This window comes from Pontibacterium sinense (assembly GCF_015209595.1).
In the GTDB taxonomy this organism is placed as follows: Bacteria; Pseudomonadota; Gammaproteobacteria; order Pseudomonadales; family Balneatricaceae; genus Pontibacterium; species Pontibacterium sinense.
The window spans coordinates 112,407-138,526 of the sequence record NZ_JADEYS010000003.1 but is presented as its reverse complement, the minus strand read 5'-3'; the positions used below and the strand labels follow the sequence as shown (position 1 = coordinate 138,526).

At 50.6% G+C, this 26,120-nt stretch carries 29 protein-coding genes; 7 read left to right on the top strand and 22 right to left on the bottom strand.

Translation table 11 applies throughout. The annotated features are described in order from the left end of the window. Positions 1–71: 71 nt before the first annotated feature. The 3 genes from IOQ59_RS04300 to IOQ59_RS04290 all read right to left on the bottom strand — a co-directional run bounded on the left by IOQ59_RS04300 (position 72) and on the right by IOQ59_RS04290 (position 2,224). On the bottom strand, positions 72–851 hold the full coding sequence (locus tag IOQ59_RS04300; protein WP_193952027.1) for an HvfC family RiPP maturation protein: 780 nt from the start codon (positions 849–851) through the stop codon (positions 72–74). Further along, a complete protein-coding gene (locus IOQ59_RS04295; protein WP_193952026.1) occupies positions 832–1,683 on the bottom strand; it encodes an HvfB family MNIO-type RiPP peptide maturase in 852 nt (283 codons plus the stop codon). The genes IOQ59_RS04300 and IOQ59_RS04295 overlap by 20 nt, the downstream gene beginning before the upstream one ends. Before the next feature lie 76 nt (positions 1,684–1,759). Then, complete coding sequence (locus IOQ59_RS04290; RefSeq protein WP_193952025.1) at positions 1,760–2,224, bottom strand: HvfA family oxazolone/thioamide-modified RiPP metallophore; 465 nt, start codon at positions 2,222–2,224, stop codon at positions 1,760–1,762. Between the two features lie 249 nt (positions 2,225–2,473). Between IOQ59_RS04290 and IOQ59_RS04285 the strand changes: the two genes are divergently transcribed. Both IOQ59_RS04285 and bioA read left to right on the top strand, forming a co-directional pair. Then, positions 2,474–3,457 carry an SLAC1 anion channel family protein gene (locus IOQ59_RS04285; protein WP_193952024.1) on the top strand — a complete coding sequence of 328 codons (984 nt, stop codon included), beginning with the start codon at positions 2,474–2,476 and terminating at the stop codon, positions 3,455–3,457. 78 nt (positions 3,458–3,535) lie between these two features. Then, positions 3,536–4,828, top strand: coding sequence for an adenosylmethionine--8-amino-7-oxononanoate transaminase (bioA, locus tag IOQ59_RS04280; RefSeq protein ID WP_228050678.1), 1,293 nt, complete (start codon positions 3,536–3,538; stop codon positions 4,826–4,828). Positions 4,829–4,858: 30 nt separating this feature from the next. Here bioA and IOQ59_RS04275 read toward each other — a convergent pair whose 3' ends face one another. Further along, positions 4,859–5,488: a class I SAM-dependent methyltransferase gene (locus IOQ59_RS04275; protein ID WP_193952023.1), complete on the bottom strand. Its 630-nt coding sequence runs from the start codon at positions 5,486–5,488 to the stop codon at positions 4,859–4,861. Positions 5,489–5,549: 61 nt separating this feature from the next. Here IOQ59_RS04275 and IOQ59_RS04270 point away from each other — a divergent pair, with 61 nt between their 5' ends. Further along, entirely contained in the window at positions 5,550–5,981 is a 432-nt protein-coding gene (locus IOQ59_RS04270; protein ID WP_193952022.1) for an acyl-CoA thioesterase, read from the top strand. A gap of 76 nt (positions 5,982–6,057) precedes the next feature. Here the strand turns inward: IOQ59_RS04270 and IOQ59_RS04265 are convergent, their stop codons facing one another. From IOQ59_RS04265 to nhaA, 13 genes are all read right to left on the bottom strand, one after another. After that, the gene (locus IOQ59_RS04265) at positions 6,058–6,162 is read right to left on the bottom strand and encodes a lipoprotein (protein WP_193952021.1); all 105 of its coding nucleotides are present in this window, start codon (positions 6,160–6,162) and stop codon (positions 6,058–6,060) included. A gap of 73 nt (positions 6,163–6,235) precedes the next feature. Further along, the gene (locus IOQ59_RS04260; protein ID WP_193952020.1) at positions 6,236–6,424 is read right to left on the bottom strand and encodes an energy transducer TonB; all 189 of its coding nucleotides are present in this window, start codon (positions 6,422–6,424) and stop codon (positions 6,236–6,238) included. Between the two features lie 125 nt (positions 6,425–6,549). Continuing rightward, entirely contained in the window at positions 6,550–7,944 is a 1,395-nt protein-coding gene (dnaB, locus tag IOQ59_RS04255) for a replicative DNA helicase (protein ID WP_193952019.1), read from the bottom strand. Positions 7,945–8,113: 169 nt separating this feature from the next. Then, the gene (gene rplI / locus IOQ59_RS04250; RefSeq protein ID WP_193952018.1) at positions 8,114–8,560 is read right to left on the bottom strand and encodes a 50S ribosomal protein L9; all 447 of its coding nucleotides are present in this window, start codon (positions 8,558–8,560) and stop codon (positions 8,114–8,116) included. 55 nt (positions 8,561–8,615) lie between these two features. After that, positions 8,616–8,843, bottom strand: a complete 228-nt coding sequence (gene rpsR / locus IOQ59_RS04245) for a 30S ribosomal protein S18 (protein ID WP_193952017.1) — start codon at positions 8,841–8,843, stop codon at positions 8,616–8,618. Between the two features lie 32 nt (positions 8,844–8,875). Further along, a complete protein-coding gene (gene rpsF, locus IOQ59_RS04240) occupies positions 8,876–9,289 on the bottom strand; it encodes a 30S ribosomal protein S6 (RefSeq protein WP_193952016.1) in 414 nt (137 codons plus the stop codon). Positions 9,290–9,572: 283 nt separating this feature from the next. Continuing rightward, entirely contained in the window at positions 9,573–9,893 is a 321-nt protein-coding gene (locus tag IOQ59_RS04235) for a DUF2799 domain-containing protein (protein ID WP_193952015.1), read from the bottom strand. A gap of 227 nt (positions 9,894–10,120) precedes the next feature. Beyond that, the gene (locus tag IOQ59_RS04230) at positions 10,121–10,528 is read right to left on the bottom strand and encodes an OsmC family protein (RefSeq protein ID WP_193952165.1); all 408 of its coding nucleotides are present in this window, start codon (positions 10,526–10,528) and stop codon (positions 10,121–10,123) included. 65 nt (positions 10,529–10,593) lie between these two features. Beyond that, complete coding sequence (trpC, locus tag IOQ59_RS04225; RefSeq protein WP_193952014.1) at positions 10,594–11,403, bottom strand: indole-3-glycerol phosphate synthase TrpC; 810 nt, start codon at positions 11,401–11,403, stop codon at positions 10,594–10,596. A 4-nt stretch (positions 11,404–11,407) separates the two neighbouring features. Beyond that, positions 11,408–12,430: an anthranilate phosphoribosyltransferase gene (gene trpD / locus IOQ59_RS04220; protein WP_193952013.1), complete on the bottom strand. Its 1,023-nt coding sequence runs from the start codon at positions 12,428–12,430 to the stop codon at positions 11,408–11,410. A gap of 20 nt (positions 12,431–12,450) precedes the next feature. Further along, complete coding sequence (locus IOQ59_RS04215; protein WP_193952012.1) at positions 12,451–13,035, bottom strand: anthranilate synthase component II; 585 nt, start codon at positions 13,033–13,035, stop codon at positions 12,451–12,453. 23 nt (positions 13,036–13,058) lie between these two features. Beyond that, positions 13,059–14,537 carry an anthranilate synthase component I gene (gene trpE, locus IOQ59_RS04210; protein WP_193952011.1) on the bottom strand — a complete coding sequence of 493 codons (1,479 nt, stop codon included), beginning with the start codon at positions 14,535–14,537 and terminating at the stop codon, positions 13,059–13,061. 318 nt (positions 14,538–14,855) lie between these two features. Continuing rightward, positions 14,856–16,019 (bottom strand): Na+/H+ antiporter NhaA, encoded by a 1,164-nt coding sequence (gene nhaA, locus IOQ59_RS04205; protein WP_193952010.1) that lies wholly within the window; start codon positions 16,017–16,019, stop codon positions 14,856–14,858. A gap of 190 nt (positions 16,020–16,209) precedes the next feature. Here nhaA and nhaR point away from each other — a divergent pair, with 190 nt between their 5' ends. Then, positions 16,210–17,142: a transcriptional activator NhaR gene (gene nhaR, locus IOQ59_RS04200; RefSeq protein ID WP_193952009.1), complete on the top strand. Its 933-nt coding sequence runs from the start codon at positions 16,210–16,212 to the stop codon at positions 17,140–17,142. Here the strand turns inward: nhaR and IOQ59_RS04195 are convergent, their stop codons facing one another. Both IOQ59_RS04195 and rpe read right to left on the bottom strand, forming a co-directional pair. Next, positions 17,143–17,823 carry a phosphoglycolate phosphatase gene (locus IOQ59_RS04195; protein ID WP_193952008.1) on the bottom strand — a complete coding sequence of 227 codons (681 nt, stop codon included), beginning with the start codon at positions 17,821–17,823 and terminating at the stop codon, positions 17,143–17,145. It abuts the gene before it with no gap. Then, a complete protein-coding gene (rpe, locus tag IOQ59_RS04190; protein WP_193952007.1) occupies positions 17,823–18,497 on the bottom strand; it encodes a ribulose-phosphate 3-epimerase in 675 nt (224 codons plus the stop codon). Before rpe ends, IOQ59_RS04195 begins: the two co-directional genes overlap by 1 nt. Before the next feature lie 108 nt (positions 18,498–18,605). Here rpe and IOQ59_RS04185 point away from each other — a divergent pair, with 108 nt between their 5' ends. Further along, entirely contained in the window at positions 18,606–19,721 is a 1,116-nt protein-coding gene (locus tag IOQ59_RS04185; RefSeq protein WP_193952006.1) for a DUF3530 family protein, read from the top strand. A 23-nt stretch (positions 19,722–19,744) separates the two neighbouring features. On the opposite strand, the gene djlA is transcribed toward IOQ59_RS04185, so the two are convergent. From djlA to IOQ59_RS04170, 3 genes are read right to left on the bottom strand one after another with little or no spacing between them, the layout of a single operon-like run. Further along, positions 19,745–20,584 (bottom strand): co-chaperone DjlA, encoded by an 840-nt coding sequence (gene djlA / locus IOQ59_RS04180; RefSeq protein ID WP_193952005.1) that lies wholly within the window; start codon positions 20,582–20,584, stop codon positions 19,745–19,747. Beyond that, on the bottom strand, positions 20,574–21,269 hold the full coding sequence (gene murU / locus IOQ59_RS04175; protein WP_193952004.1) for an N-acetylmuramate alpha-1-phosphate uridylyltransferase MurU: 696 nt from the start codon (positions 21,267–21,269) through the stop codon (positions 20,574–20,576). Before murU ends, djlA begins: the two co-directional genes overlap by 11 nt. Then, positions 21,269–22,327 (bottom strand): aminoglycoside phosphotransferase family protein, encoded by a 1,059-nt coding sequence (locus IOQ59_RS04170; RefSeq protein WP_193952003.1) that lies wholly within the window; start codon positions 22,325–22,327, stop codon positions 21,269–21,271. The genes murU and IOQ59_RS04170 overlap by 1 nt, the downstream gene beginning before the upstream one ends. A gap of 32 nt (positions 22,328–22,359) precedes the next feature. Here IOQ59_RS04170 and IOQ59_RS04165 point away from each other — a divergent pair, with 32 nt between their 5' ends. Both IOQ59_RS04165 and IOQ59_RS04160 read left to right on the top strand, forming a co-directional pair. After that, a complete protein-coding gene (locus IOQ59_RS04165; protein ID WP_193952002.1) occupies positions 22,360–24,834 on the top strand; it encodes an LPS-assembly protein LptD in 2,475 nt (824 codons plus the stop codon). Continuing rightward, positions 24,815–26,113: a peptidylprolyl isomerase gene (locus tag IOQ59_RS04160; protein ID WP_228050677.1), complete on the top strand. Its 1,299-nt coding sequence runs from the start codon at positions 24,815–24,817 to the stop codon at positions 26,111–26,113. Before IOQ59_RS04165 ends, IOQ59_RS04160 begins: the two co-directional genes overlap by 20 nt. Positions 26,114–26,120: the final 7 nt, after the last annotated feature.

The window sequence follows — 26,120 nt, the reverse complement described above, 5'->3', positions numbered from 1 at the left end:
CCTTCACTCTTATTCACGAGTTTGATCACATTTCCTGTCATGTGATCGGTCACCCTTTAAAAACACACGTTCTATTGCGCTAAAGTACCGAGGATGACTCCACTCGCCCTGAGTTGTTCCAGGGTCTGCAAGCCTCCAGCCACCACTTGTTCCGGTGATGGATGTTGCAGTTCAACCGCAATTTGCTGCAACGCTTCATGCCCGCTCATCTCTTCAGACTCAGACAACAGATACAGCAAACGGGCGGTGACCGGATTGGTCTCTATAAACTGCACCGCGTCCTCTCGATTGCGATACGCAATCAGGTAGGTTGGCTGGGCACCGGGTTCCTGCGGCACGTATTCTTCACATATGCAGTGCACGGGGTACTGATATGCAAGAGACCATGCCAGAGGAGATTGCACAGGATGGCCTGCCAATAGATCCCCATTCGGATCTACCCCTTCAACAGGCAGATCCACCTCCGAACTATCAAGCGCCAGCTCAACCCATTCGTAATGGAGCAGCTCTTTCATAAAGGGCTGATCCTCATCATCCGGCACGCGTTCGCCATTGACGTATTCAATAAATTCTTGGCCGATCTCCAGAAAGTACGGGGTATGGCAACGATACAGGTCGAAGAAATTACGTACTGTCCGATGCCAGTATTCATCACTGGAAATTGCCTTCATTACCGGGAAGTTTCCTGCCAGAAAACCTTCTACATTGTTGTAAAACAACTCTCGGTAAATCTGCATCCGACGCTCTTCAATGCCATCAGGTGCATCGTGAGTATCCGGGTTACGGATATGGGCTGCAAAACCGTATTGCAGCGCCTGAAAATCGTCCTGATTATGCAACGGTGCGGTCATTGCGCTGCCTCCAGATCTGTTGATAACTACGAATCTGTTCCACTTCCACCAGCAGCTCTGCCATCGGTGGGATATTAAAGTCGCGCTCAAGCAACGTGGGAACGTCACCAAACTGATCATATGCCTGTTGCAACAACGTCCAGACTGGATCGACCACATCCGCGCCGTGGGTATCAACAATCAGATCATCAGCTTCGTTGTAATGCCCCGCTACATGTAGATACATAATGCGTTCAGCAGGCATCGCAGCGAGAAACTCTTGTGCATCATATTTGTGGTTTACGCTGTTCACGTAGATGTTGTTCACATCCAGTAACAGGTCGCAATCAGCTTCATCGAGCACCGCCAGCAAAAACTCCTTTTCACTCATCTCTGCACCAACCGTCGCATAGAAAGAGACATTTTCAACAGCGATTTTCTGTTCCAGCACATCCTGTGTCTGGCGGATACGTTGCGCCACATAACGCACGGCTTCCTCAGTAAAAGGAATCGGCATCAGGTCATACAAATGTCCGTCATCGGTGCAATAACTCAAATGCTCCGAGTAACCACGAATATTGTGTTCTTTCATGAAGCCTTTCAGGCGATTCAGAAAATCCAGATCCAGTGGGGAAGGCCCACCCAGAGATAATGACAAACCGTGTGTCATCACCGGAAAACGCTCTGCGGCTTCGCGGAAGCTCTTTCCGTAACGACCGCCCAGCCCAATCCAGTTTTCCGGCGCGACTTCAAGAAAATCGATCTGTTCAGGATCAACATTCTTCAAACTATCTGTCATGCAGCGGCGATAACCGACACCTGCACCTTTGACCGGATAACCTTGTTCTCTCATCTGTCCTTTCCTCAAGCCTGTTGTAAACAGGGCCTCGTAAAACGAAGCCCTGATTGTTTAACTGTAAACGGGCTGCTTAGCTGTTACCGCCACATTTACCTTCACCACATTTACCTTCAGATGGCTTTTTCTCGCCGCCACATTTGCCTTCACCGCATTTGCCTTCGGAATCAGCTTTTTTGTCGCCGCCGCACTTACCTTCACCGCATTTGCCTTCGGAATCAGCTTTTTTGTCGCCGCCGCACTTACCTTCACCACATTTGCCTTCGGAAGATGCTTTTTTGTCGCCGCCGCACTTACCTTCGCCGCACTTGCCTTCAGAAGATGCTTTTTTGTCGCCGCCACATTTACCTTCGCCACATTTGCCTTCAGCATTTTTGTGGTTGTCTGCCAGCTGAACCTGGCCGTAACCGGAGGACAGATCAGACGCAGCAAATGGGTTAGCTGCAGCATTTGCAGTAGAAACAGTCGCCATACCAGCAACAAACGCCAGACTTACAGCAGCAACAACAGGTTTCAGAGTAGATTTAGTAGTAGCCATCGTTTTCACCCTCATTCTTCTCGTAGTAGAAGTATTAACAATTTTTTGGTTTCGTTTTTTATTCAATTTACCGATCACACTCTGTGTCCGGCAATTTGGAAAAGCCGCTGAATCATCCGCCTGCTTGCCCGATTTCCTGTCATCTGATCAGTTTTACTGAGCAAGTGACTTAAAATTCTGTTTTCCCTTGGCCTGTGACGTTGACTGATTTACTATATTAGATCTATCTAATTTATCTCGGAGGCGCTAATGGCTAATTCTGCCACCTCATCCTCTTCTACATCATCAAAGCTTCAACATTTCCCTATCGCTTTCTTTGCGATGATTATGGGAACAACCGGCCTGACTCTGGCTTGGCAGAAAGCTGCTGAAGTGCTGCAGCTTCCGGTAATCGTAAGTCAGGTCCTTCTGGTTCTGGTTGCCTGTCTCTTTTTAGCCGTGTCGCTTGGGTACGTGATCAAGATACTGCGCTTTCCTGAAATGAGCCTGAAAGAATTTCATCATCCGATAAAAATTAGCTTTTTTCCTGCATTTTCTATCTCAGTACTGCTGCTCAGCGTGGCAACGCTACAAGTATCGACAGATCTCTCCCTGTATCTATGGGGGGTGGGGTGCATCATGCATCTGGGGTTCACGTTACATGTCATTACCCAGTGGATACATCATCCTAAGTTCCAGATACAACATAGTACACCCGCGTGGTTCATTCCTGTGGTCGGCAACATTATTGTCCCTATCACAGGTACCGAGCACGGCTTTTACGAGATCAGCTGGTTCTTCTTCAGCATCGGGATCGTTTACTGGATTATTTTAAAGACCCTGATTTTTAACAGGGTTCTGTTTCATGATCCACTACCAGAAAAGCTACTACCTACGCTTTTTATCCTGATTGCACCGCCTGCCGTTGGATTTATCTCCTACACAAAACTCAACGGTGGTGAAATTGATGCGTTTGCCCGCATTTTGTTCTATTCAGCAATGTTCCTCCTGTTGCTGCTCTTTACTCAATTAGAGCGCTTCCGTCGAATTCCGTTCTTTCTGTCCTGGTGGGCCTATTCATTTCCACTGGCAGCATCCTCAATCGCGATCCAGATCATGTACCACAAAACCGGTTACGCTTTCCTTGAGATCTTGTCTTGGATATCACTGACTGTCGCTAGTCTGGTCATCGCATTCCTGCTGTTCAAAACGTTTAAAGCCGTGCGCAGCGGCGGCGTATTCAAACCCGATTGATCTGATGGCTTGAAGCCGATTTGAAAGCGGGCTCTAATGGGAGCCCGTTTTTTATTTGAGCCACTGTGAATTCACGTTATGTCTGAGATCAGCCCACAGCAGATTGCTTTTGACCAGCAACATATCTGGCATCCTTACTCTTCAATGATCAATCCACCACCGATGTATCCGGTCGTTTCTGCGGAAGGAGTCCGCCTGACACTGAGCGATGGTCAGGAGCTGATTGATGGCATGGCATCCTGGTGGTCGGTGATTCATGGTTATAACAATCCAACGCTGAACAACGCCGCACATCAGCAAATTGATCGGGTTTCTCATGTGATGTTCGGGGGTCTGACCCACGAACCGGCCATAGAGCTGAGCCGAAAGCTGGTCGAAATGACTCCGGCTCCGCTGGACAAAGTCTTTCTGGCTGATTCAGGCTCGGTCGCGGTTGAAGTGGCGCTGAAAATGGCGATCCAATACTGGCACGCCCGCGGCCAGGCGAATAAGCACAAGCTCATTACGATCCGAAATGGCTATCATGGTGACACCTTTGGGGCGATGTCCGTATGTGACCCTGTCACCGGTATGCATGAAATTTTTTCCGGTATGTTGCCGCAGCAGTTCTTTGCACCTGCCCCGCAGATTGGCTTTGACGAGCCATGGGATGAAAGCGATATTGCTGAGCTTTCTCAGATGCTGGAGCAGCATAACGATGAGATCGCTGCGCTGATTCTGGAACCGATTGTACAAGGCGCCGGCGGCATGCGCTTTTACGCGCCTGAGTATCTGAAACGTGCCCGAGCACTCTGTGATCAGTACGATGTCCTACTTATCGCCGATGAGATTGCCACCGGTTTTGGACGTAGTGGAAAGCTGTTTGCCTGTGAACACGCAGGGATCACCCCGGATATTATGTGTTTGGGTAAAGCGATCACGGGCGGATATATGACACTCGCCGCGACACTCACCACAACCGAGATTGGCGAAACCATCTCTAAAGGTGGCGCGGGTTGCTTTATGCACGGCCCAACGTTTATGGGTAATCCGTTGGCGTGTGCTGTGGCAAATGCCAGCCTGACGTTGCTACAAGAGATGGATTGGCAAAGTGCAGTGAATCGCATTGAAGGCGAGCTAAAACGCGGACTGGCACCCGCTGCAGATCTGGACAGTGTTGCCAATGTACGCTGCCTCGGCGCTATTGGCGTCATCGAAATGAAAGAGCCGGTGAATACCACCGAAATCCAGACGCTGTTTATAAAACGGGGGCTCTGGATTCGCCCATTTGGCAAACTGGTTTACGTGATGCCACCATACGTTATGTCCAACGAAGATCTGGCCCTGCTAACATCCGGTATGGTGGAGAGTATTCGCGAATACCGGGGCTAATATCGCGCCTGATAACACGACAGTATCCCTCTAGACAGGATGGGCAACACCCAGAATAATCGGCGATACAATACGTGGAAACTCTGGATGGCGCTCATCTCTGATCGTCTCAAACTGAAAACCGGCCTGCTCAATCGTACGACGGGTATGCCGGTTGAGCTCACAACCACAGGCTAACGTCCGCCAGATCGGGTTCAACCGATTCTGCCAGCCCTGTAAGCGCACTGACTGCTCATTCGCGGCCACATGTTCAAAGACCAGTAATTGCCCATCCGGTTTGAGTACCCGACGCACCTCCCGCATCATTTTTCCCGGATCAGGCACCGTGCACAACACCAGACAACAGATCACACTGTCGAGCGAGTCGTCTGCAAACGGCAGATGATGGCCATCCGCACACAGCAGGTTGATCTTTTCTGACTGCACCGCAGGTAACCCCAGACGCACCTGCTCAGCCAATGCCATCACCGGCGTTTCAGGTTCCAATGCCCAAAGCCGAACTAACTGATCCGAGTAGAACGGAAAGTTAGCTCCGGTACCTGATCCCAACTCCAGCACTTCGCCCTGCGCCAATGCGATCAGCTCAGCGCGCTCCTTGTCCATCTTGCCAGACGCCCAGTCCAGCAAGCGGGGAAATATCCATTGTCGATAGGGATTCATAGACCCGGCACGCCTCTTCGCATAACATCGTGTTAACTGATGTTTTATATAAGGATTTATCATGGCACGCATTAAGATCGATATGCCAGAGCATTACACCTTTACGACAGATCTGCCTATCCGTATCAGCGATATTAACTACGGCGGCCACCTCAGCAACGATGCCGTACTCTCCATGGTGCATGAAGCCCGTGTACGCTTTCTGGAAAACTACCACTATACCGAGCTGGATGTGGAAGGCGCTGGCATCATCATGACCGACTCAGCGATTGTGTATAAGTCAGAAGGCTTCTACGGTGATGAGATCCAGATCAGCGTCACCGTTGGCGATTTCAATAAATACGGCTGCGACCTGTTCTATCTGATGTCGAATAAAAAGACAGCAGTGGAAGTCGCTCACGCTAAAACGGGTATCGTGTTCTTTGATTATGATCAGCGCAAAGTGATCAGTGTCCCTGAAGGCTTCCGCGCGAAGATGGAAAAAGACGCCTGATCAATTAATCGGTTGCGTCTCCCAATAAAAAGGGCTGCACATTCGCAGCCCTTTTTACATTCAACCAGAAGCTTAATCACAATCCTGGAATACCGATGGGACCCGGTAGATCGGGGATGGGGGAACATCCCGCCAATGCAACAACAGCAACCAACAGACACAGATAGTTCAGGCGGGACATAACAGCGATACCTTTTGCTCAGCAGGTGGAAACTTCATTTCAGAGGGCGTTGATGGTAGCACAGCCATACGTCTCAGTTCGCAGACAGTTTAAACGCCACAGGTACCACCAGCGTTAACTGCTTGCGTTCCAGCTCAACAGGTATCGCGTTGAACGGTGCCGCCCGCTTCACCATCTTAAGCGCTTCGCGATCTTTGTCCTGTATGCCGAGTTGTTTCTGTTCTGGCCTTTTCAACAGAACATCAACAAAGAGGTCATTCATGAGAGTGCTGAATCTTAATCAGCTGATCTTCTGAAAGACCTTATCTCCTTATGGGCCACAATAGGCACAAAAAAGCCCGACATATGCCGGGCTTTTTCTCTGAATCGATGTATCACGGAGACGTGTTAATCATCCATTCCCACATACTGGGCGTAGACATCAGGCGCCAAGTTCTCAAACTTGGTGAATTTACCAATAAACGCCAGACGGCTGGTACCGATTGGACCGTTACGCTGTTTACCGATAATAATTTCTGCCACACCTTTATCCGGTGAGTCTTCGTTGTAGACCTCATCACGGTAGATAAACATGATGACATCGGCATCCTGCTCGATGGCGCCCGATTCACGCAAGTCGGAGTTAACCGGACGTTTGTTTGGCCGCTGCTCCAGGGAACGGTTCAGCTGAGACAGCGCAACCACCGGACATTCCAGCTCTTTCGCCAGTGCCTTCAGGGAACGGGAGATCTCGGAAATCTCTGCGGTTCGACCTTCGGTGTTGCCCGTCTTAATCTGCATCAACTGCAGGTAATCGACCATTATCAGCGCCAGATCACCATGCTCACGCACAATACGACGGGCACGGGCGCGCATTTCGTTGGGGCTGATACCCGCTGTATCATCGATAAACAGCGGTTTATCACGCATGATATTCACGGCCGTGGTCAGCTTCGGCCAATCATCATCTTCCAGCTTACCGGTACGGATACGGGTCTGATCGATGCGCCCCAGGGAAGACAACATACGTGTGACCAGCTGGTCTGCAGGCATCTCAAGACTGAATACCAGCACCGGTCGGTTGGAGGCCATCAACGCATTTTCGACCAGGTTCATGGCGAACGTGGTTTTACCCATCGAAGGACGGGCAGCAACAATGATCAGATCTGACGGCTGCATACCCGCTGTTTTCTTATCAAGATCATCAAAACCGGTTGTGACACCGGTCATATCACTGTCGTTGTTAAACAGGAAATCGATTCGATCCACCGCTTTCTTCAGCAGTGGATTAATGTCTTCCGGACCACCCTGATTGGGGCGATCTTCTGCAATCTGGAAGATCTTCTGCTCAGCTTCATTGAGAATCTCTTCTGAGGCACGCCCTTCCGGCGTAAACGCAGCCTCTGCGATCTCATTGGCCGCATTGATCATCTGACGGAGCAACGCACGGTCACGTACGATTTCAGAGTACGCGCGGATGTTGGAAGCACTTGGTGTGTTACGTGCCAGATCTACGAGATATTCCAGACCACCTGCATTATCCAGCTCACCAACACGATCCAGCTCTTCCGACAACGTCACGACATCCAATGGCTGGGCATTATTCACCAGCTTGGTCATCGTGCGGAAAATAAGACGGTGATCGTGACGGTAGAAGTTTTCCTCAGACACAGTTTCAGACACTGTATCCCAGGCGTTGTTATCCAACATCAAACCGCCGAGTACTGACTGTTCGGCTTCGATCGAGTGTGGGGGTACTTTAATATTTGCCAGTTCATCCTGGCTCAGTTCAGAGTATTCCATAGGGACTCGGTGTGGATAACTTAGTTAGAATAGAACCCATCAGCTAACAAAGACTGACAGTTGTGGGCTCACATAGCCCGTTCGATATATTTTACGGACTCTTCAGAAACAAAAAAAGCACCGCTGGGTTTCCCCAAGCGGTGCTTTTTCAGTAGAAGCTTAACGGCAATTATTCAGCGACAACAGTCAGCTTAACAGTTGCAGTTACTTCTGGGTGCAGCTGAACAGCTACTTCGAACTCACCAGTGTGACGCAGTGCGCCTTCTGGCAGACGAACTTCGCTCTTCTCAACTTCTGCACCAGCAGCAGTGATAGCATCAGCGATGTCTTTAGTACCGATAGAGCCGAACAGTTTACCTTCGTCGCCTGCTTTGGAAACGATAGTAATTTCTTTTTCGTTCAGTTCTTCTGCACGTGCAGTCGCAGCGTTCAGTGCAGCAGCAGCAGCAGCTTCCAGCTCAGCGCGACGTTCTTCGAACTTCGCAACGTTAGCTTCGGTAGCAGCAACAGCTTTGCCCTGAGGCATCAGGTAGTTACGACCGTAACCACCTTTTACAGTAACCTTGTCACCCAGGTTACCCAGCTTACCAATTTTTTCGAGCAGGATTACTTCCATCTCGGAAACCTCTTAAATCAGTTCTCTGCCAATATGTGGCAGTTTATTTCACAGCTTACTTGTGGCCGTCAGTGTATGGCAGCAGGGCGATGAAACGCGCGCGCTTGATCGCAGTAGCCAGCTGACGCTGGTAGCGAGCTTTAGTGCCAGTGATGCGGCTAGGTACGATTTTACCAGTTTCGGTAACGTAGCCTTTCAGAGTGTCCAGATCTTTGTAATCGATCTCCTGAACACCTTCAGCTGTGAAACGGCAGAACTTACGACGACGGAAAAAACGAGCCATTTTGGTCTCTCCTAAAGAATTATATCAGCTGATTACTCAGCAGAAGCTTCTTCTGATTTAGCTTCAGCTGGTGCTTCCGGTTTAGCTTCCGGGCGATCATCGCGACGAGGCTTACGCTCTTCACGAGATTCTGCAGCTTTGATTGGAGACACATCAGTGACCGCTTCTTTACGACGAATAACCATGCTACGCAGCACTGCATCGTTGTAACGGAACAAGTTTTCCAACTCGTCCAGCGCTTCTTGGCCACACTCAATGTTCATCAGAACATAGTGAGCTTTGTGAGCGTTGTTGATTGGGTAAGCCAGGTGACGGCGACCCCAGTCTTCCAGGCGGTGAATCTGACCGTCAGCGCCGGTGATAACACCAGTGTAACGCTCAACCATTGCCGGAACCTGTTCGCTCTGGTTCGGGTGAACCAGGAATACGATTTCGTAATGACGCATTGCAGCTCCTTACGGGTTAATAGCCTTCGGGTGATTGCCAATATGGCTCCGAAAGCAAGGAGGTTAATTTTTAAGGACGCAGCATTATACGCTCGAGCGTTCAGGACTACAACCGATAGATGAAAGCCTGATTTTAGCCCCTCAGTAGCAATCACTGCTGATCAGCGGGCTCAAGTGATAACGGTGCATTCGGTAATGGTGCATACGGTAATGTATGAGTTCCAGATGATAATCAGCCAGACAGCGGATACGTGCTTCACGCCGCCCTTCACGCCAAGCTTTGTTAAACGGCCTTCATCTCTTGCGGACAAACGTTGTGGTGATATTCAACCCTCAAACCCACGTCATAAGCGTTCTCGGGCGTGCAGTATTCCTCTAATCCCTCTTCTCTCCCACGCAAGTATTCTTCAACCTGTAGCTGTGCCGAAACCCCGTGCTTAGTACACGCCGCTTGATGGTCAAATCGACGCTCGGCTTTATGTCCGTTACTACCGTCTTTCAGGCCAATCGCAAACCAATCTCCCTCAAGGCAGCTCTCTTTGCTCAAAGACGCGCAGCCGACTAACCCCAGACCCAGCAAGAACACTAAAAATAACCGCAACATACCAGTACCTCCTCCGAAAGAGGTCGGGGCCACCTGCCTTGAAACGCCCCAATTCGAGCAGAGTGAGCGCCAGTCCTTGCTCAAAACCTGCACTTAAAATATAGATTCCTGATCTCTATATCTGACTACGACAGCACAACACAGGTTCAAAAACGCAAAACGGGTCGCCAGTTTCCTGACGACCCGTTTTAGTCGCTTAAAAAGTGATTCACTCACTTATCCAGCATTTATTCGACTTCGACAATCTCGTAGCTGTGGGTGATGTTCACACCACCTTTTTCCAGCATCAGAGAGGCTGAGCAGTATTCCTCGGCGGACAACTTCACCGCACGCTCAACATGCTTTTCTTTGAGGTTACGACCCGTCACCACAAACTTCACATGAATATCAGTGAATACCGCAGGTACGCCATCGGAGCGTTTCGCATCAATCTCTGCGACACAGTCCACAACGTCCTGACGGGTTTTCTTCAAGATACCCACCACGTCGTAGCTGGTGCATCCGCCCAACCCCAACAACATCAATTCCATCGGACGCGGGCCTTGTTTCAGCTCGCCATCAATGGTCACATCAAAACCGGAACCGGTTGTGCCCTGAAAACGCACATCCCCATCCCACTTAACTTTTGCACTCATATCCACGTTGATCGTCTCCAGCAAGAACCGACCTGTCTTCGCAGGCCTGACTTCGTCTTTTTATATTATTCGAACAGCTCTTTTAACTTCGCACCCGGGTCCTCGGCACGCATAAACGCTTCGCCAACCAGGAAGCTGTGTACGTCATGTTCACGCATAACAGCTACATCATCGCGGGTATGAATGCCACTTTCAGTCACCACAATCGTTCCTTCCGGAATACGATCCAGCAGCTCGAAAGTGTGGTCCAGTGACAAATTGAACGTATGTAAGTCACGGTTATTGATACCAATCAGACGGTTACCCAACGGTAACGCGCGGGTCAGCTCATCACCGTTGTGTACTTCCACCAGCACATCCATACCCAGCTCATGAGCTAACGTATTCAGATCAGTCATCTGCTGATCTTCGAGCGCCGCCACGATTAACAGGATACAGTCGGCACCCATCGCTCGCGCTTCATAAACCTGATAGGCATCAACAATAAAATCTTTACGAATAACCGGCAGAGAACATGCTGCACGTGCCTGTATCAGGTACTCTTCGCAGCCTTTAAAATAGTCCGCATCGGTCAACACAGACAGACAGCTTGCACCACCCGCTTCGTAAGATTGAGCAATATCAGCCGGTACGAAATTCTCACGGATCACACCTTTTGACGGGCTTGCCTTTTTCGCTTCAGCAATGACTGCGGAGCGACCTTCAGCAATCGCACGCGCCATATTATCGACAAAACCGCGCGGATCTGTTGCGGTACCTTTTTGTGCTTCAATCTGTGCTTTCAGATCATCGATGGACACGTTGGCCGAGCGTTCAGCAACTTCTTCGGCTTTGCGTGCCAGAATTTTTTTCAGAATCGTTGGTGTATCAGACATCAAATTAACCCTTAAATCCTTGGCTGAACCGTGCCAGCTCTTCCACTTTAGCAGCCGCAGCGCCAGAGAGGATTGTACTTTTCGCTTTTTCTACGCCCGCTCGCAAGGTATCCGCCAGATCGGCAGCATAGATCGCAGCACCGGCATTCAGGGAGATCATATCGATCGCCTTGGCATTTTCACCGGCAAAGGCCGCCCGAATCACGGCCAGGCTCTCATCAGAGCTATGTACCTGCAATCCATCCAGACTCTGACATTCAAGACCTGCATCTTCCGGTGTCAGTGTATATTCCATCACTTCGCCATTTTTCAGCTCTGCGACCTGTGTCTTGCCTGCCAGACTGATCTCATCCAAGCCATCTTCAGCGTGCACCACCAGCGCATGTTTAGCACCCAGTGCTTTCAATGACTCAGCCAACGGACGGCACAACGCGCCATCAAACACACCCAACAGATAATGTTTCGCACCCGCAGGGTTGGTCAGCGGTCCCAGCACATTGAACAATGTGCGCAGCGCCATCTCTTTACGTGGACCAATGGCATACTTCATTGCACTGTGATGCTGAGGCGCGAACATAAAGCCCACCCCGATTTCATCAATACAACGACTAACCTGTTCAGGATTCAGCGCCAGATTCACACCGGCCGTTTCCAGCAGGTCAGCAGCACCAGAGCTGGAAGAAACTGAGCGGTTACCGTGTTTGGCAACATTACCGCCGGCCGCAGCAACAACAAAAGAAGAAGCACTGGAGACGTTAAACAGATTGGACCCGTCACCGCCGGTGCCCACGATATCCACAGCATTCTCAGACTGAATGGAAACTGGAATAGCCAGCTCACGCATCACGGCGGCTGCCGCGCTGATCTCATCAACCGTTTCGCCCTTCATGCGCATGGCAATCAGGAAACCGCCAATCTGCGCTTCGGTCGCTTCACCGGTCATTATCTGACGCATGACCGCTTTCATCTCGTCAGAGGTCAGGTCGCGACGCTCAACCGCCGCAGCCAGTGCTTGTTTAATATCCATGGGATTAACCATCCAGCCTGTTATTTTTTTCGTTTCAGGAAGTTTGCCAGCAGATCGTGGCCCTGCTCGGTGAGGATCGACTCCGGGTGGAACTGAACACCTTCAATGTCCAGTTCCTTGTGACGCACGCCCATAATTTCATCGATGCTGCCGTCTTCGTTCTGAGTCCACGCAGTGATCTCCAGACACTCAGGCAGGGTCGCCTGATCGATGACCAACGAGTGGTAACGGGTCACCTCTACCGGATTCGCAAGACCTTCAAATACACCGGTATTGTTGTGGTATACCGGAGAGGTTTTACCGTGCATGACCTCTTTGGCGCGCACGATTTTGCCACCAAACGCCTGACCAATACTCTGGTGTCCTAAACAGATACCAAACAACGGCAGCTTGCCGCCAAAGTGCGTGATCGCCTCAACAGAGATACCCGCTTCATTTGGAGTACAAGGTCCGGGGGAGATTACCAGATGATCTGGCTGTTTTGCCTCAACCTCGGCAACAGAAATCTCATCATTACGATGCACCTCAACCTCAGCACCCAGCTCTCCCAGATACTGCACTACGTTGTAGGTAAAGGAATCGTAGTTATCGATCATTAACAACATTTATCTATGTCCTGTGCAGAGATTCAGAGGTTATCCAAACCTTTTTCGACCATCGCCACCGCGCGGAAAATTGCACGGCCTTTGTTCATGGTCTCTTTCCATTCAAGGCGTGGTACAGAGTCTGCTACCACCCCCGCCCCTGCCTGAATATGCAGAGTATTATCTTTGATGACCGCCGTACGGATCGCGATTGCAGTATCCATATTACCATTCCAGGAGAGGTAACCAACCGCACCACCGTAGACACCCCGTTTGACGGGTTCCATCTCGTCGATGATCTCCATCGCTCGTACTTTAGGTGCACCGCTTAATGTGCCGGCAGGCAGGGTTGCACGCAGTACATCCATTGCGGTCACGTCCGGTTTCAACTTACCGTCAACATTGGAAACGATATGCATCACGTGGGAGTACCGTTCGATCACCATTTTACCGGTTAACTCAACACCACCGATCTGAGCCACCCGGCCCACATCATTACGCCCCAGGTCGATCAGCATCAGATGTTCAGCGATCTCTTTTGGATCCGCCAGCAGCTCTTTTTCCAGCGCCAGATCTTCTTCTTCAGTTTTACCTCGACGACGGGTACCCGCAATCGGACGCACACTGACCACACCGTCTTCCACCCGCGCCAGAATTTCCGGCGAGGAACCGACCACGTGAAAGTCATCCAGATGCAGCGTATACATGTATGGAGAGGGATTCAGGCTCCGCAGTGCGCGATACAGATCCAACGGACGGTTGTCGAACGGGATCGACATACGCTGGGAGATGACGGTTTGCATCACATCGCCCGAGAGGATGTACTCCTTGATCTGATCAACCGAGTCCATAAACTCTTGTTCGCCAAAGCTGGACTTGAATTCGTTTTCATCAACTTCACGCCCCTTACACTGACGCTCATGAGGCACACTAAAGCGCAAGCGGTTAACCAGTGCATCCAGGCGCTGCTGAGCAATCTCCAGAGCATCGGGCTCTTGCGGGTCAGCATGAGAGATCAAAACCAATTTGCCGCTGAGGTTATCAAATACAACAACCTCATCAGAAACCATCAGCAGAATATCCGGCGTGCCGATTACATCTTCAGGCACATTCTTCTGCAGGCGTTTTTCCACATAACGCACACAATCGTAGCCAAAATAACCTACCAGACCGCCGTTAAAACGCGGCAACCCCGGCAGATCCGGCACGCGGTAGCGTTTTTGGAACTCTTCCACAAAGACGAGAGGATCTTCGGAATGATGACGTTCAACCACAGCGCCGTCAGTCTCTACAGTGATATCAAAGCCAGAAACTTTGAGGACCGTGCGTGATGGCAAACCAATGATCGAGTAACGCCCCCACTTTTCGCCCCCTTCAACCGACTCCAGCAGGTAGCTGTAGGGCGCGTTAGCCAGCTTCATATAGGTGGAAAGAGGTGTATCCAGGTCGGCAAGTACTTCGCGAACAACAGGAATACGATTGAAATTCTGGGCAGCCAGTTCGGCAAACTGTTCAGGTGTCATGCTTTATATCTCAGGCGTAAATTCGGTGTACAGATTTGAGATCGTCGCAGGAAGCGAAGAAAGCACGTGTCAGATGGGCAAACAAAAAATCGTAAGTCTGAGGATGCTGAATTCAGAAATCACTGCAACGAGTAGAACAAAACTCGTTTCAGGCACACCATCGCCATCGTTCACCGACGTACGGCAAGCGGGGCAAAGCACCAAAGTTCTGCAGAGACTCGTATGAATTCACGGTTGATCGCTTATGTTCAGCAAATGGAATCGATAACGAGACCATATAGCAGCACCGTAAGCGAATCAACCGTCACAGCCGAATACTCAGTCTTTCAGTGCAAATTTCAGCACCAGATACCCCGCTAGAGCCGATACTACCGATCCTATTAGGATAGCCAGGCGGTCTGCCCCCCCATAAAGATCGGCCATGCCTTCGTAGGCCAGTGAATCGACAAACAAACTCATGGTAAAACCGATGCCGGTCAGCAGCGATACACCATAGAGAGCCCCCCAACCAGCCCCTCCGGGTTTTTCAGCAATACCTAGTTTGATCGCAATCCAGCTGAAGCCAAACACTCCAACCTGCTTACCGATAAACAAACCTGCCATGATCCCCACCGGAACCGACGCAAAGAGCATATCCAGCGATATTCCCGCCAGTGGCACACCCGCATTGGCGAAGGCAAAGAACGGCAAAATTGCAAAGGCCACCCACGGATGAAGTAGATGTTCCAGGCTCTTCAGTGGCGAAAAATCTGGATTTTTCTTATTGGTAAGCGGAATCGCAAACGCCAGCACCACGCCCGCCAGTGTCGCATGCACACCGGATTTCAACACACTGATCCAGAGTACGACGCCCACCAGCACATACGCAGCAATACGCATCACGCCCAGACGATTCATCAGGAACAACATCGCAATGGTTGTCGCTGCAACCGTCAATGATAAGGTCGATAGCTCAGTGGTATAGAACAGGGCGATAACAATAATGGCCCCTAAGTCATCGATAATCGCCAGCGTCATCAGGAACAGTTTCAGCGCCACAGGCACCCTGTTACCTAGCAACGACAAGATACCAAGAGCAAAAGCGATATCCGTTGCGGTCGGAATCGCCCAGCCACGCAGGGCGGTATCATCACTCCAGTTAAAAACAGCAAAACAGAGTGCGGGAATCGCCATACCACCCACTGCAGCGATAGCTGGCAACACGATACGACTCGGCTCAGAAAGCTCGCCGACCATCAGTTCTCGCTTAACTTCAAGTCCAACCAGCAGGAAAAAGATTGCCATCAAGCCGTCATTTATCCACAACAACAACGGTTTATCCAAGTGAAGCGCCCCCACACGCACTTCGACCGGAAGATCTAGAATCGCTTCGTAATAAGGGTCAAGTGGGGTATTCGCCATCAACATGGCTAATAACATAGCCCCAATCAATAAAATGCCACTCGCGGACTCAAGCTGAATGAATCGCTGCACGATTTGCATAAACACCTCAAAAAAAAACCCCGGACAGGCCGGGGTGTGTAATTAGCATTGTGATAAGAGCCCTGCTGTAATTTTTAGTCCCAGCAGCCAGACTATCGGGGGGAGAACTCATCTAATGAATTCAGTATACTCACCCCATAAGACAAGAAAATTCGAATTTAATCTAAAAACATTTCGGTTTTTTCGAACTATGATTCATCATCTGAATTTCAAACACTTGCGTTATTTTATGGTAGTTGCACAGGAAGGCTCCATCGTCCGTGCCTGCGAGAAGCTCAATCTGACACCACAAACTATTTCAGGTCAGCTCAAACAGTTGGAGCACACTCTTGGGGTTGCCTTGCTACAAAAGGAAGGCCGCAAACTGATTCTGACCGATGCGGGCAAGCAAGCGCTGGATTATGCAGAGCAGATTTTCTCGATGGGCGAGTCACTGCAGGACCAGCTACGCAATCCGGGACAGTCCGTACGTCTTTTCAGTGTTGGTATTGCAGATGTTTTGCCCAAACTGGTTGCATATCGACTGCTAGAACCAGCCCTGGAATTGGATGAACCGGTCCGGCTTGAGTGCCGTGAAGGTAACATGGAGACTTTGCTGGCAGATCTCGCCACTCACCGTGTGGATATGGTACTGACGGATCGCCCCGTAGATGCAGGCTTCAATATCAGAGCCTACAACCACTTATTGGGAGATTGCAGCATGTCGATGTTTGCAGCTCCGGCACTGGCTGCAAACTATCGGGAGAATTTCCCCCAATCACTGCAGAATGCGCCGCTGCTGATGCCAACTGGCGACACGATGATTGGTTCCAGCCTGCAAAAGTGGTGTGATCGCCATGATATTCACCCCAACATCGTTGTCGAGTGTGTGGATCACGCATTGCTGGGGACGTTTGGTCAGGCAGGGAAAGGAGTGTTCTGTGGCCCCAGCGTACTGGAGCCACATATCGAACGTCAGTTCTCGGTAGAAAGCATTGGTCGTATCGATTCGATCCGCGAACGCTTCTATGCGATCTCGCTGGAGCGACGTATTCGTCACCCCGGGGTATTGGCCGTCACCAACAGCGCTCGTCGAATCTTGTTTGAAGACCGAGAACAGCCAGCCTCCGATGCAAGTCGCTAGTCAGAGCAACTGATCCAAACGCTCTACTAACAGATCTGGCTTGTAGTTCTGAATCGGTTCACCGTGGTTGTAGCCGTAGGGTACGGCAACCACAGCACACCCTGCGGCACGGGCGGCTCCGATATCACTCTTGGAATCTCCCACCATCAGCGTGTGCTCTGCAGCGACATCCGCCAACTCCATCGCATGCCACAGCGGCTCTGGCGACGGTTTCTTTTGCGGTAAACTATCGCCGCCCAGCACCACAGAAAAGAATGGAGATAGCCCAAACTCATCAAGTATAGGGTGGGTAAACTGAATGGGTTTATTGGTGACAACCCCCAGTTTTATACCTTGCGCATGCAACCCTTGCAGACACTCCATCACACCCGGATAAAGCGTACTGCTATGGGAAGCACTGCTCCCATAGGCGGACATAAACAAGCCAAAAGCTTTATCAAACAACACAGGATCAATCGCATCTGCATTGGGATTTTGCTCACCGGTCAATGCCCGCTGAACAAGCATCGGGGCACCATTGCCAACCCACTGACGAACCTTATCCAAACCGGCCAGAGGACGCTCAAGTGCGCGAAGCATTTCATCCACAGCGGCCGCAAGGTCAGGCACACTGTCAACCAGCGTGCCGTCCAGATCAAACAGGATCAGCTCAGGATTTTGTCCCTCAAACAGCTGTCGCATCAGTTAGACACGTTCGCCAGTTCGGCGCGCATCGCATCGATGGTGGCTTTGTAGTCGTCGGTGTTAAAAATCGCAGAACCTGCCACAAAGGTATCAGCACCCGCTTCAGCGATTTCACGGATATTCCCGATACCAACACCACCGTCAATCTCCAGACGAATGTCAAAACCGCTGTTCTGGATCATCTCACGGGCCTGACGCAACTTATCCAATGTGCCTGGAATAAACTTCTGACCACCAAAGCCAGGGTTTACCGACATCAGCAAGACCATGTCGACTTTATCCATCACATAGTCCAGATGGCTTAATGGTGTTGCCGGGTTAAATACCAGACCTGATTTACAGCCACCGTCACGGATCATCTGCAATGAACGATCAATATGTTCGGAACCTTCCGGATGGAACGTGATGATGGATGCACCCGCTTCGATAAAATCGCCGATAATACGATCCACCGGCTTCACCATCAGGTGAACATCAATGGGGGCTTCAATACCATGGTTACGCAAAGCTTTACAAACCATCGGACCAATCGTCAGATTTGGCACGTAGTGATTGTCCATCACATCAAAGTGCACGTAATCAGCACCGGCTGCGAGCACGTTTTCAACCTCTTCACCCAAACGGGCAAAATCAGCAGACAAGATAGAAGGAGCAATTTTAAAATCAGACATACGGGTCTCTTAATGAAGCTGAGTAATAATTAGCCGCTATTGTACCTGAGCGCTCCAAGGGATAAACCCTTCTTGCCTATAGTCAGCAGCTTGTTAATAATCAGAACCATGAACCGACCTATTATCCGCCTATGCTTTTTCCTGAGCCTTATATTTTCAGCCCCCCTCGTCGCGGCTGAGGAATCCACGCCTTCAACAACAGAAACGCCCGCTGAAGAAGCTCCGGATACATCGGCAGCCACACCACCACCAATACCAACCGTTGTAGGCCCGCGTACGGAACCTTCACCTGATCTGAGCCGCTTACAAGAACTGGTAAAGAACAACAGTCCGGAAACAGAAGTAATCTGGCTTGAAAGCAGTGATGACCGAACTATCGGCTTGTTTTACCCACAGAGCCAACCCGAAGCATTGGGCGGAATTATTTTATTTCCCAGCGAAGGCACGCACGCAGATTGGCCCGACTATGCACGTCCACTGCGTTTACAGCTGAGTGATCAGGGTTGGAATACCTTATCACTGCAGCTACCAACACCACCTACCCTGCTCCCCCCCAAACGGACGTTACCCGTATTGCAGCTGGTAAAACAGAGCGGGAGCAACGGAGAAGAAGGCAGCACCGAAGAGGTCACGAAAGCTGCTGTACCAGACGCAGCCATACCCGCCTCATCCCTTCCTGATACCACAACCGATACGGCTCTGATACGGCCCTATCCGGAACGGATCCAGGGGTTGGCAAACACCGCGCTCAATACACTCATACAACGCGGGGCTGAGCGTATTGTAGCAATCGGTGTAGGCAGCGGCGCAGTATGGGCGAGTCAGTTTGTAAAAGACAATCAAGAAGCCGTTAACTCACTTGGACTGGTGATCATTAACCCTGCGACACCGTCGGTTGATGGTGCTCCAGTGTTGGCAGAACTGATTCCCGCTTTAATGGTCCCGGTGGTTGATATCTACCAGGGTGAGCCATCGTCCACGACCCTGTTTGAAGCGCCGCCCAAACAACGTTTGCGCTGGGCACGCCGCAACCAGTTGACGCACTACATGCAACGTCGTCTAAGTAATCGTTATCAGGATTGGGAAAAACAGGAGCGCTGGCTAGGTCAGCAAGTCGATGGATTGATCAGGCGCCATATTCTGGCGCCTATGCAATCAGTAGAGATTGCAAAAGAGATAGAAGAAGCAGACAACGCTAAATCAGAAACTGCTCCGGGTCGGTAGCCCACGCCAAACTATACCCACGTTTATCCTGCCGCTTTACGGGCACGACGAACCTGTTCATACGCTGCCTGAATCTCTTGTGATTTTTCTTTCGCCATCGTAACCATCTCTTCCGGCAGGCCTTTAGACACCAGTTTATCCGGATGATGCTGACTCATCAGTTTACGGTAGGCTTTCTTCACCTCGGCATCCGTCGCCTCGGCCTCAACACCGAGTACACGATACGCAGCATCCAGCATCTGAGCCGCTTGTGGACCTGCAAAACCTTGCTGCCCCTGTTGATGGAAGGATTGCTGTGCCTGCATCCGCGCCACCAGCATCTCCACTTCCTGCTTGGTCATTTGTAAGTGCGCACATACTTGCTGGATAACTTCCAACTCCGCAGCACTGACTTCACCGTCTGCAAAAGCAGCCTGCAACTGGACCTCAACAAAGAACATTCGCACATCAGGACGATGGCGCAGATAAACCGCTAAGGGTTTCAGCGCTTCAGCGATATCAAAATCAGCTTCTTTACCCGCGTTAAACTGGTCAATCGCTTCCTGACGCTTTTCGCCCGTCAACCGCATCTGATTCATCAAGGCACTGGCAAAGGCAATCTCGTTTTCACTCACCCGACCGTCAGCTTTAGCCACCTTACCCATGACCGAAAACGTCGCTTTAAATAACGCCCGCTGCGGATGAAACGCTTTTACCGCCCCAAGCAACAAACGACTGGCAAAGTATCCAAATAGCCCACCCATAACCAGACCCGCTGGCCCTCCGGTGAACAGACCAATCACACTACCCAGCAAGATACTGGTGCGATGTCTTTTAAGCGACTCAGCCAGACTACGTCCAGCGGTCTCTGGATCAAACGCCATTTTGTTCCCTCACAAATTGATCAACTTCTGTCAGTCGTTCTGGTGTACCCACATCTACCCAGTAACCCGGATGGTGCTCGCCACTGACTTTACCTTCACTGATAGCAGCCCTTAGCAATGGCGCCAATGCGGCCTTTTCTCCTGAACGGATACCCTCAAAGAGTGCCGGTGAAAGCACACTGATCCCACTAAAAGTCAGTTTACGAGTGTCCGCCGATTCATCCACTACAGATCCTGCTTGCAGAGCGAAATCACCTGCCGGATTATGCTCGGGGTTATCCACCAGCACCAGATGCGCTATTTTAGGGGCGTCCAGCATCAACGGTAATTGGGCAAAAGGATAGTCACAGTAAATATCACCATTAATCACTGCAAACGGACTATGACCGTCTGGCGATAACAGCGGCAAGGCTTTAGCGATCCCACCCGCCGTTTCCAGCGGCTCAGATTCCGCTGAATAAACGATCTCAACACCTAATCGCTGCCCATCCCCCAGATACGCCTCAATCTGTTCGCCTAACCAGGCATGATTGATCACCAGATGAGTAAACCCGGCTGCTTTTAAGCGCAGAATATGGTGCTCAATCATCGGTTGATTGGCGATCTTCAACAGCGGTTTAGGCGTATCAAGCGTCAGCGGGCGCATGCGTGTTCCAAGGCCCGCCGCAAGAATCATCGCACGCATCAGTCGAGCCACCGCTGCATGGCATCTTGATCAAACAGCCCCGAACTAGACATCAAAGGTACGACGTCTGCACGCAACCACTCAACGATGCCCTGATGCTCTGGATAGCGCCCACCAACATCCAGCAGATAACTCATCGTACGTGGGATATCCTGCAAATAACCGGCTTTGCCATCACGTATTTTCAACCGGGCAAAGATCCCCACCGCTTTCAGATGACGCTGCATACCCATTCGATCAAACCAAATCCGGAACTGCTCCAGATCGATTTCACCCAACTGGTCAGGGCGATCTTGCTGTACCAGCTCCCAGTATTGAGACAACCAGCGCTCAACATCCTGATCCGGCCAGGCGATATAACAGTCTCTCAGCAGAGAGACCAGATCGTAGGTGACCGGTCCCATCACTGCATCCTGAAAATCGATGACACCCACACGATTCTCACTACACAACATCAGGTTGCGGGAGTGATAATCCCGATGGACACATACCTGGGGCTGCTCCAGCGCCGAATTGATCAGTGTCGAGAAAAACTGATCCAAAGCCTGCCCATCAGTATCAGAAAGACTGACCTGTAAGAGTTCCGTCAGGAACCAGTCACGAAACAGATCAACTTCCCGCTGCAACATCGCTGCATCATAGGGCGGTAATTCACGCGCGGCCAAACCCATACAGCGCTGTAGCTTTAGCAACTCAGCGAATGCCCTACCGTACAGCGCATCTGCCGTCTCGGGAGATAGCTCGGGTAAAAACTGGATATCGCCAAAATCCTCCAGCAACATAAAACCTTGCTGTAGATCGTCCGCTTTGATATCCGGGACATTCACATCCAGCTCCCGCCAACAGCGGGCCACTTCAACAAATGGCTGACTGTCCTCTTTCTCGGGGGGCGCATCTACAACAATCCAGGTTCGATCACCGTCGGTAATACGAAAATATCGGCGAAAGCTCGCATCCCCGGCAACAACACTGCATTGCCAGTTGTCACTCAGCGTTTCACCCAACTGATCCAGCATCTGCGCCGACCAGCTCTTCAATTCACTTAAACGTGGATCCATTCCGCCTGATCCTCTAGCACATATTCTCTTGAATGTTTATTATTCACGACCTGCCGTATCTTACGCGACAGGGGGTCGGCGAGAAACCGGGCGACCCGGTATTCAGCCAGAAGGAACATGTTGATATGCCCTCAATCAAACCCTTATCTTACTGTGTGGCCATGGCCGTCGCGGCTATAGCGTATCCACAACTAGGGTTAGCAAACACATCTGATCAGATCTGGGACTGTTCTGCCAATAAAAGTAGCAACTGGGACTGTGCCAATAAACCGGCTCCCGAATTACGTCCAACCGGATCGATCAAAGCACCTCTGGCCGCCAATGCCAAATCCCTTCCAAATTACAAGTCGCTGGACTGGGTTCAGGTTCGTCAACGGGATATGGTTTGCAGCGGTCGTTACGTCGAACCTGAGTTTAAGGTTCACGGCGACGAAGATGAAACAGACCCACCGGTCTATCTTGATGCGGGCAAATCACAAGCCGAGTTGGGTGGCTTAACCAAATTGCGCGAGGGGGTCAACCTCAGACAGGGCGCTCGCCGATTATCAGCGGAATCCGCAAACGTTGATCAGAGCAGGAGCGAAGCGCACTTCACAGATGATGTTGTTTTCCGTGAACCCGGTGTTTTGATGATCGCCTCTGACGCCACAATCAATATGGAAACTAACCAAGGTAATTTCCGCAATGCCCAGTTTGTTTTTCATGAAAGCCATCTACGCGGCTCAGCGGAAGAAATTCAGCGCAACTCCAATACCCACGTCACATTAGCAGAAGGCAATTACACGTTTTGTCCGCCTGGCAATGAAGACTGGAAGCTAAGCGCAAGCAATATTGAGCTGGATCGAGAATCCGGCTTTGGTACAGCAAAACATGCCACGCTCAAGGTTGGGCCGGTACCTATTTTCTACTCCCCGATCCTGACATTCCCGATTGATGATCAAAGAAAGAGTGGTTTCCTGTATCCAAGCATCGGGTATACGCAATCTGATGGCTTAGATCTGACAGCACCGTACTACTTTAATCTTGCTCCCAACTACGACGATACATTGACACCTCGCTGGATTAGTAATCGCGGTGTCATGCTGGAAAATGAATTCCGCTATCTGAACCATCAGAATAAATCTGAGTTAGGCGTCGCGTATCTTCCTGACGATGAGTTGGCAAACGACGATCGCTGGTTGCTTAGCGTCCATCACCAAGGGCAGCCTGCACAGGGTTGGAGCGCCTATGTGGATTATACCGCCGTCAGCGATGACAACTATTTCGATGATCTGACAACAGATCTTGATGTGCAGAGGGAATCAAATCTGGACCGCCGTGGCGAACTTGCCTACCACGCTCAGAATTGGAACGCGCTAGCACGCTTGCATAGCTATCAGACACTCGTTGACGGAACCGCGCCCTATCGACGCCTCCCTCAATTCCAGTTACAGGGTAACTACGAATGGGATCGCACCCAACTGACATATCTGAGCGAATATGTTTACTTTGACCGCGATATCACCAATCTAACAGGCAACGACCGCATTACGGGCAGTCGTATTCATCTGGCTCCTGCAATCAGCCAACGCTTTGGCCGTAGCTATGGTTACGTCACCCCCAGTTTGAGACTCTGGAATACTCAGTATGAACTGAAAGACCAGGTCAGCGGCGCTGATAACTCACCGACCTACAGTGTTCCTATCGCCAGTTTGGATAGCAGCCTGATATTCGAACGCAACCTGCCTACGGGTGGGATTCAAACATTAGAACCACGCTTCTTTGGGCTATACGTCCCAGATAAAGATCAGAGCGAGGCGCCCGATTTCGATACATCCTTACTCGATTTTGACTACCAGTCCCTGTTCCGCTACAACCGTTTCAGTGGTCGTGACCGTATCGGTGATGCACAGCAGGTGTCTTTAGGTCTGACGACGCGTTTTCTGCAAGAAGACGGCTACGAGTCTTTTAATTTCAGTATCGGCCAGGCGTTTTATTTTGATGACCGGGATGTCATTCTTAATGGCGGCACAGTCGAAACATCCAATCAGTCGGATTTCGCCACTCAGGCCGTATGGAACTATAACTCGCGTTTGCGTATCACACTGGACAATGTGTTAGCCTACTCTGACTTCGAAGCAAAAGAGACCAACGTCCGCCTTGCATATAAAGCGAGTAACGATCAGCGTTTTAACTTTAGCTATCGCTTTGAAGAAAATGTCCGCGATCAGACTGATTTGCAGTTTATCTGGCCACTCACCGAACGTGTAACAGCGTTGGGACGCTGGCAGCGTGATCTTGAAGCAGAACAGGATCTGGAAACAGTCCTTGGTGTTGAATATGAAAGCTGCTGCTGGAAGCTGCAGTTTTATGGTCGTCGCTGGCTAACCACCACGAACGACGAATTTGATGATGGTGTTTACCTTCGCTTTATCCTGAAAGGACTGGGTTCAGTCAATAGCGGCAGTGTAGGCTTCCTTGAAGATATAACTGGTTTTGAAGAACGAGATGAGCAAGATGACTTTTAAGCTCGGCAAGCTGGTTGCAGCAACCATTGCAAGTACTCTGATTTCCCTGTCGGCCCACGCACAGGAAATCCCGCTTGATCGCGTTGTCGCGATTGTAAATGATGGCATCGTGTTACAAAGCGAGCTGAACGCCCGTATCGATACCATTCGCGATCAACTGCGCGAGCGAGATACCGCTCAACCACAGTACAGCGTACTGCGTAAACAAGTGTTGGATCGCTTAGTTCTCGACAGCCTTCAGTTGCAGCTAGCGCAGCAACGTGGCATCCGCATCTCTGATCGTCAGCTTGCTCTGTCTCTGGAGAATATTGCGCGACAAAACAACATGTCGCTGGATCAATTCCGTGAAGCGATCGTCGCTGAAGGAAAAAGCTTCGACACCGTACGTGAACAAATCCGTCGCGAGTTGTTGATCACTCAGGTACAGCGCAGTGTGGTCAACAGCCGCATCCGTGTTACGGAACAAGATTTGCTGAATTACCTCGAGTCCGATGAAGGCAAAGCCACCTCAAACCCTGAATTTAACCTGAGCAACATTCTCTTTGCCGTTCCAACGCAAGCCAGTCCTGCAATGATTCAGGAAGCAGAGAAGAAAGCCAAAGCGCTCTACCTGGAGCTCAAGTCAGGTAAAGACTTTGCTCAGTCTGCTATCAGCTACTCCAATGCGCCTAACGCCCTTAAAGGTGGCGAATTAGGCTGGCGTAAACTCAATGAACTGCCGCTGCAGCTCAGTGCTGCGCTGAAAAACACAGAGGCTGGCACCATCACCCCACCGATTCGTACACCGGGTGGTTTTCATATCATCAAGGTTAACGATACACGGGGTGGCGAAAAGGTTCTGATTAATCAAACTCAGGTTAGCCACATCCTCTTAAAACCCTCTGAAATTCGCAGCAATGCTCAGACCCGTCTGAAGATCCGGGAGTTAGCGCAACGTCTGCAACAGGGAGAGCCCTTTGCGCAGTTAGCGAAAGAATATAGCGATGACCCGGGTAGCGGTTCGGAAGGCGGCAGCATGGGCTGGACTCAAAATGGGCAGATGGTTCCAGAATTCGAACAGATGATGAATTCAACGCCTATTGGCCAACTATCTGAGCCTTTTCAGACTAAGTTTGGCTGGCACATTCTATGGGTACAGGATCGACGTACTCAGGATGTAGGCACCGAGATGATTGAGAATCGGGCACGTAACAGCATTCGTAAGCGTCGTTTCAACGAAGAGTTGGAAAACTGGCTGCGCGAGATTCATTCTCAGGCGTATATTGAAATCAAAGAGTAAAGGGCCT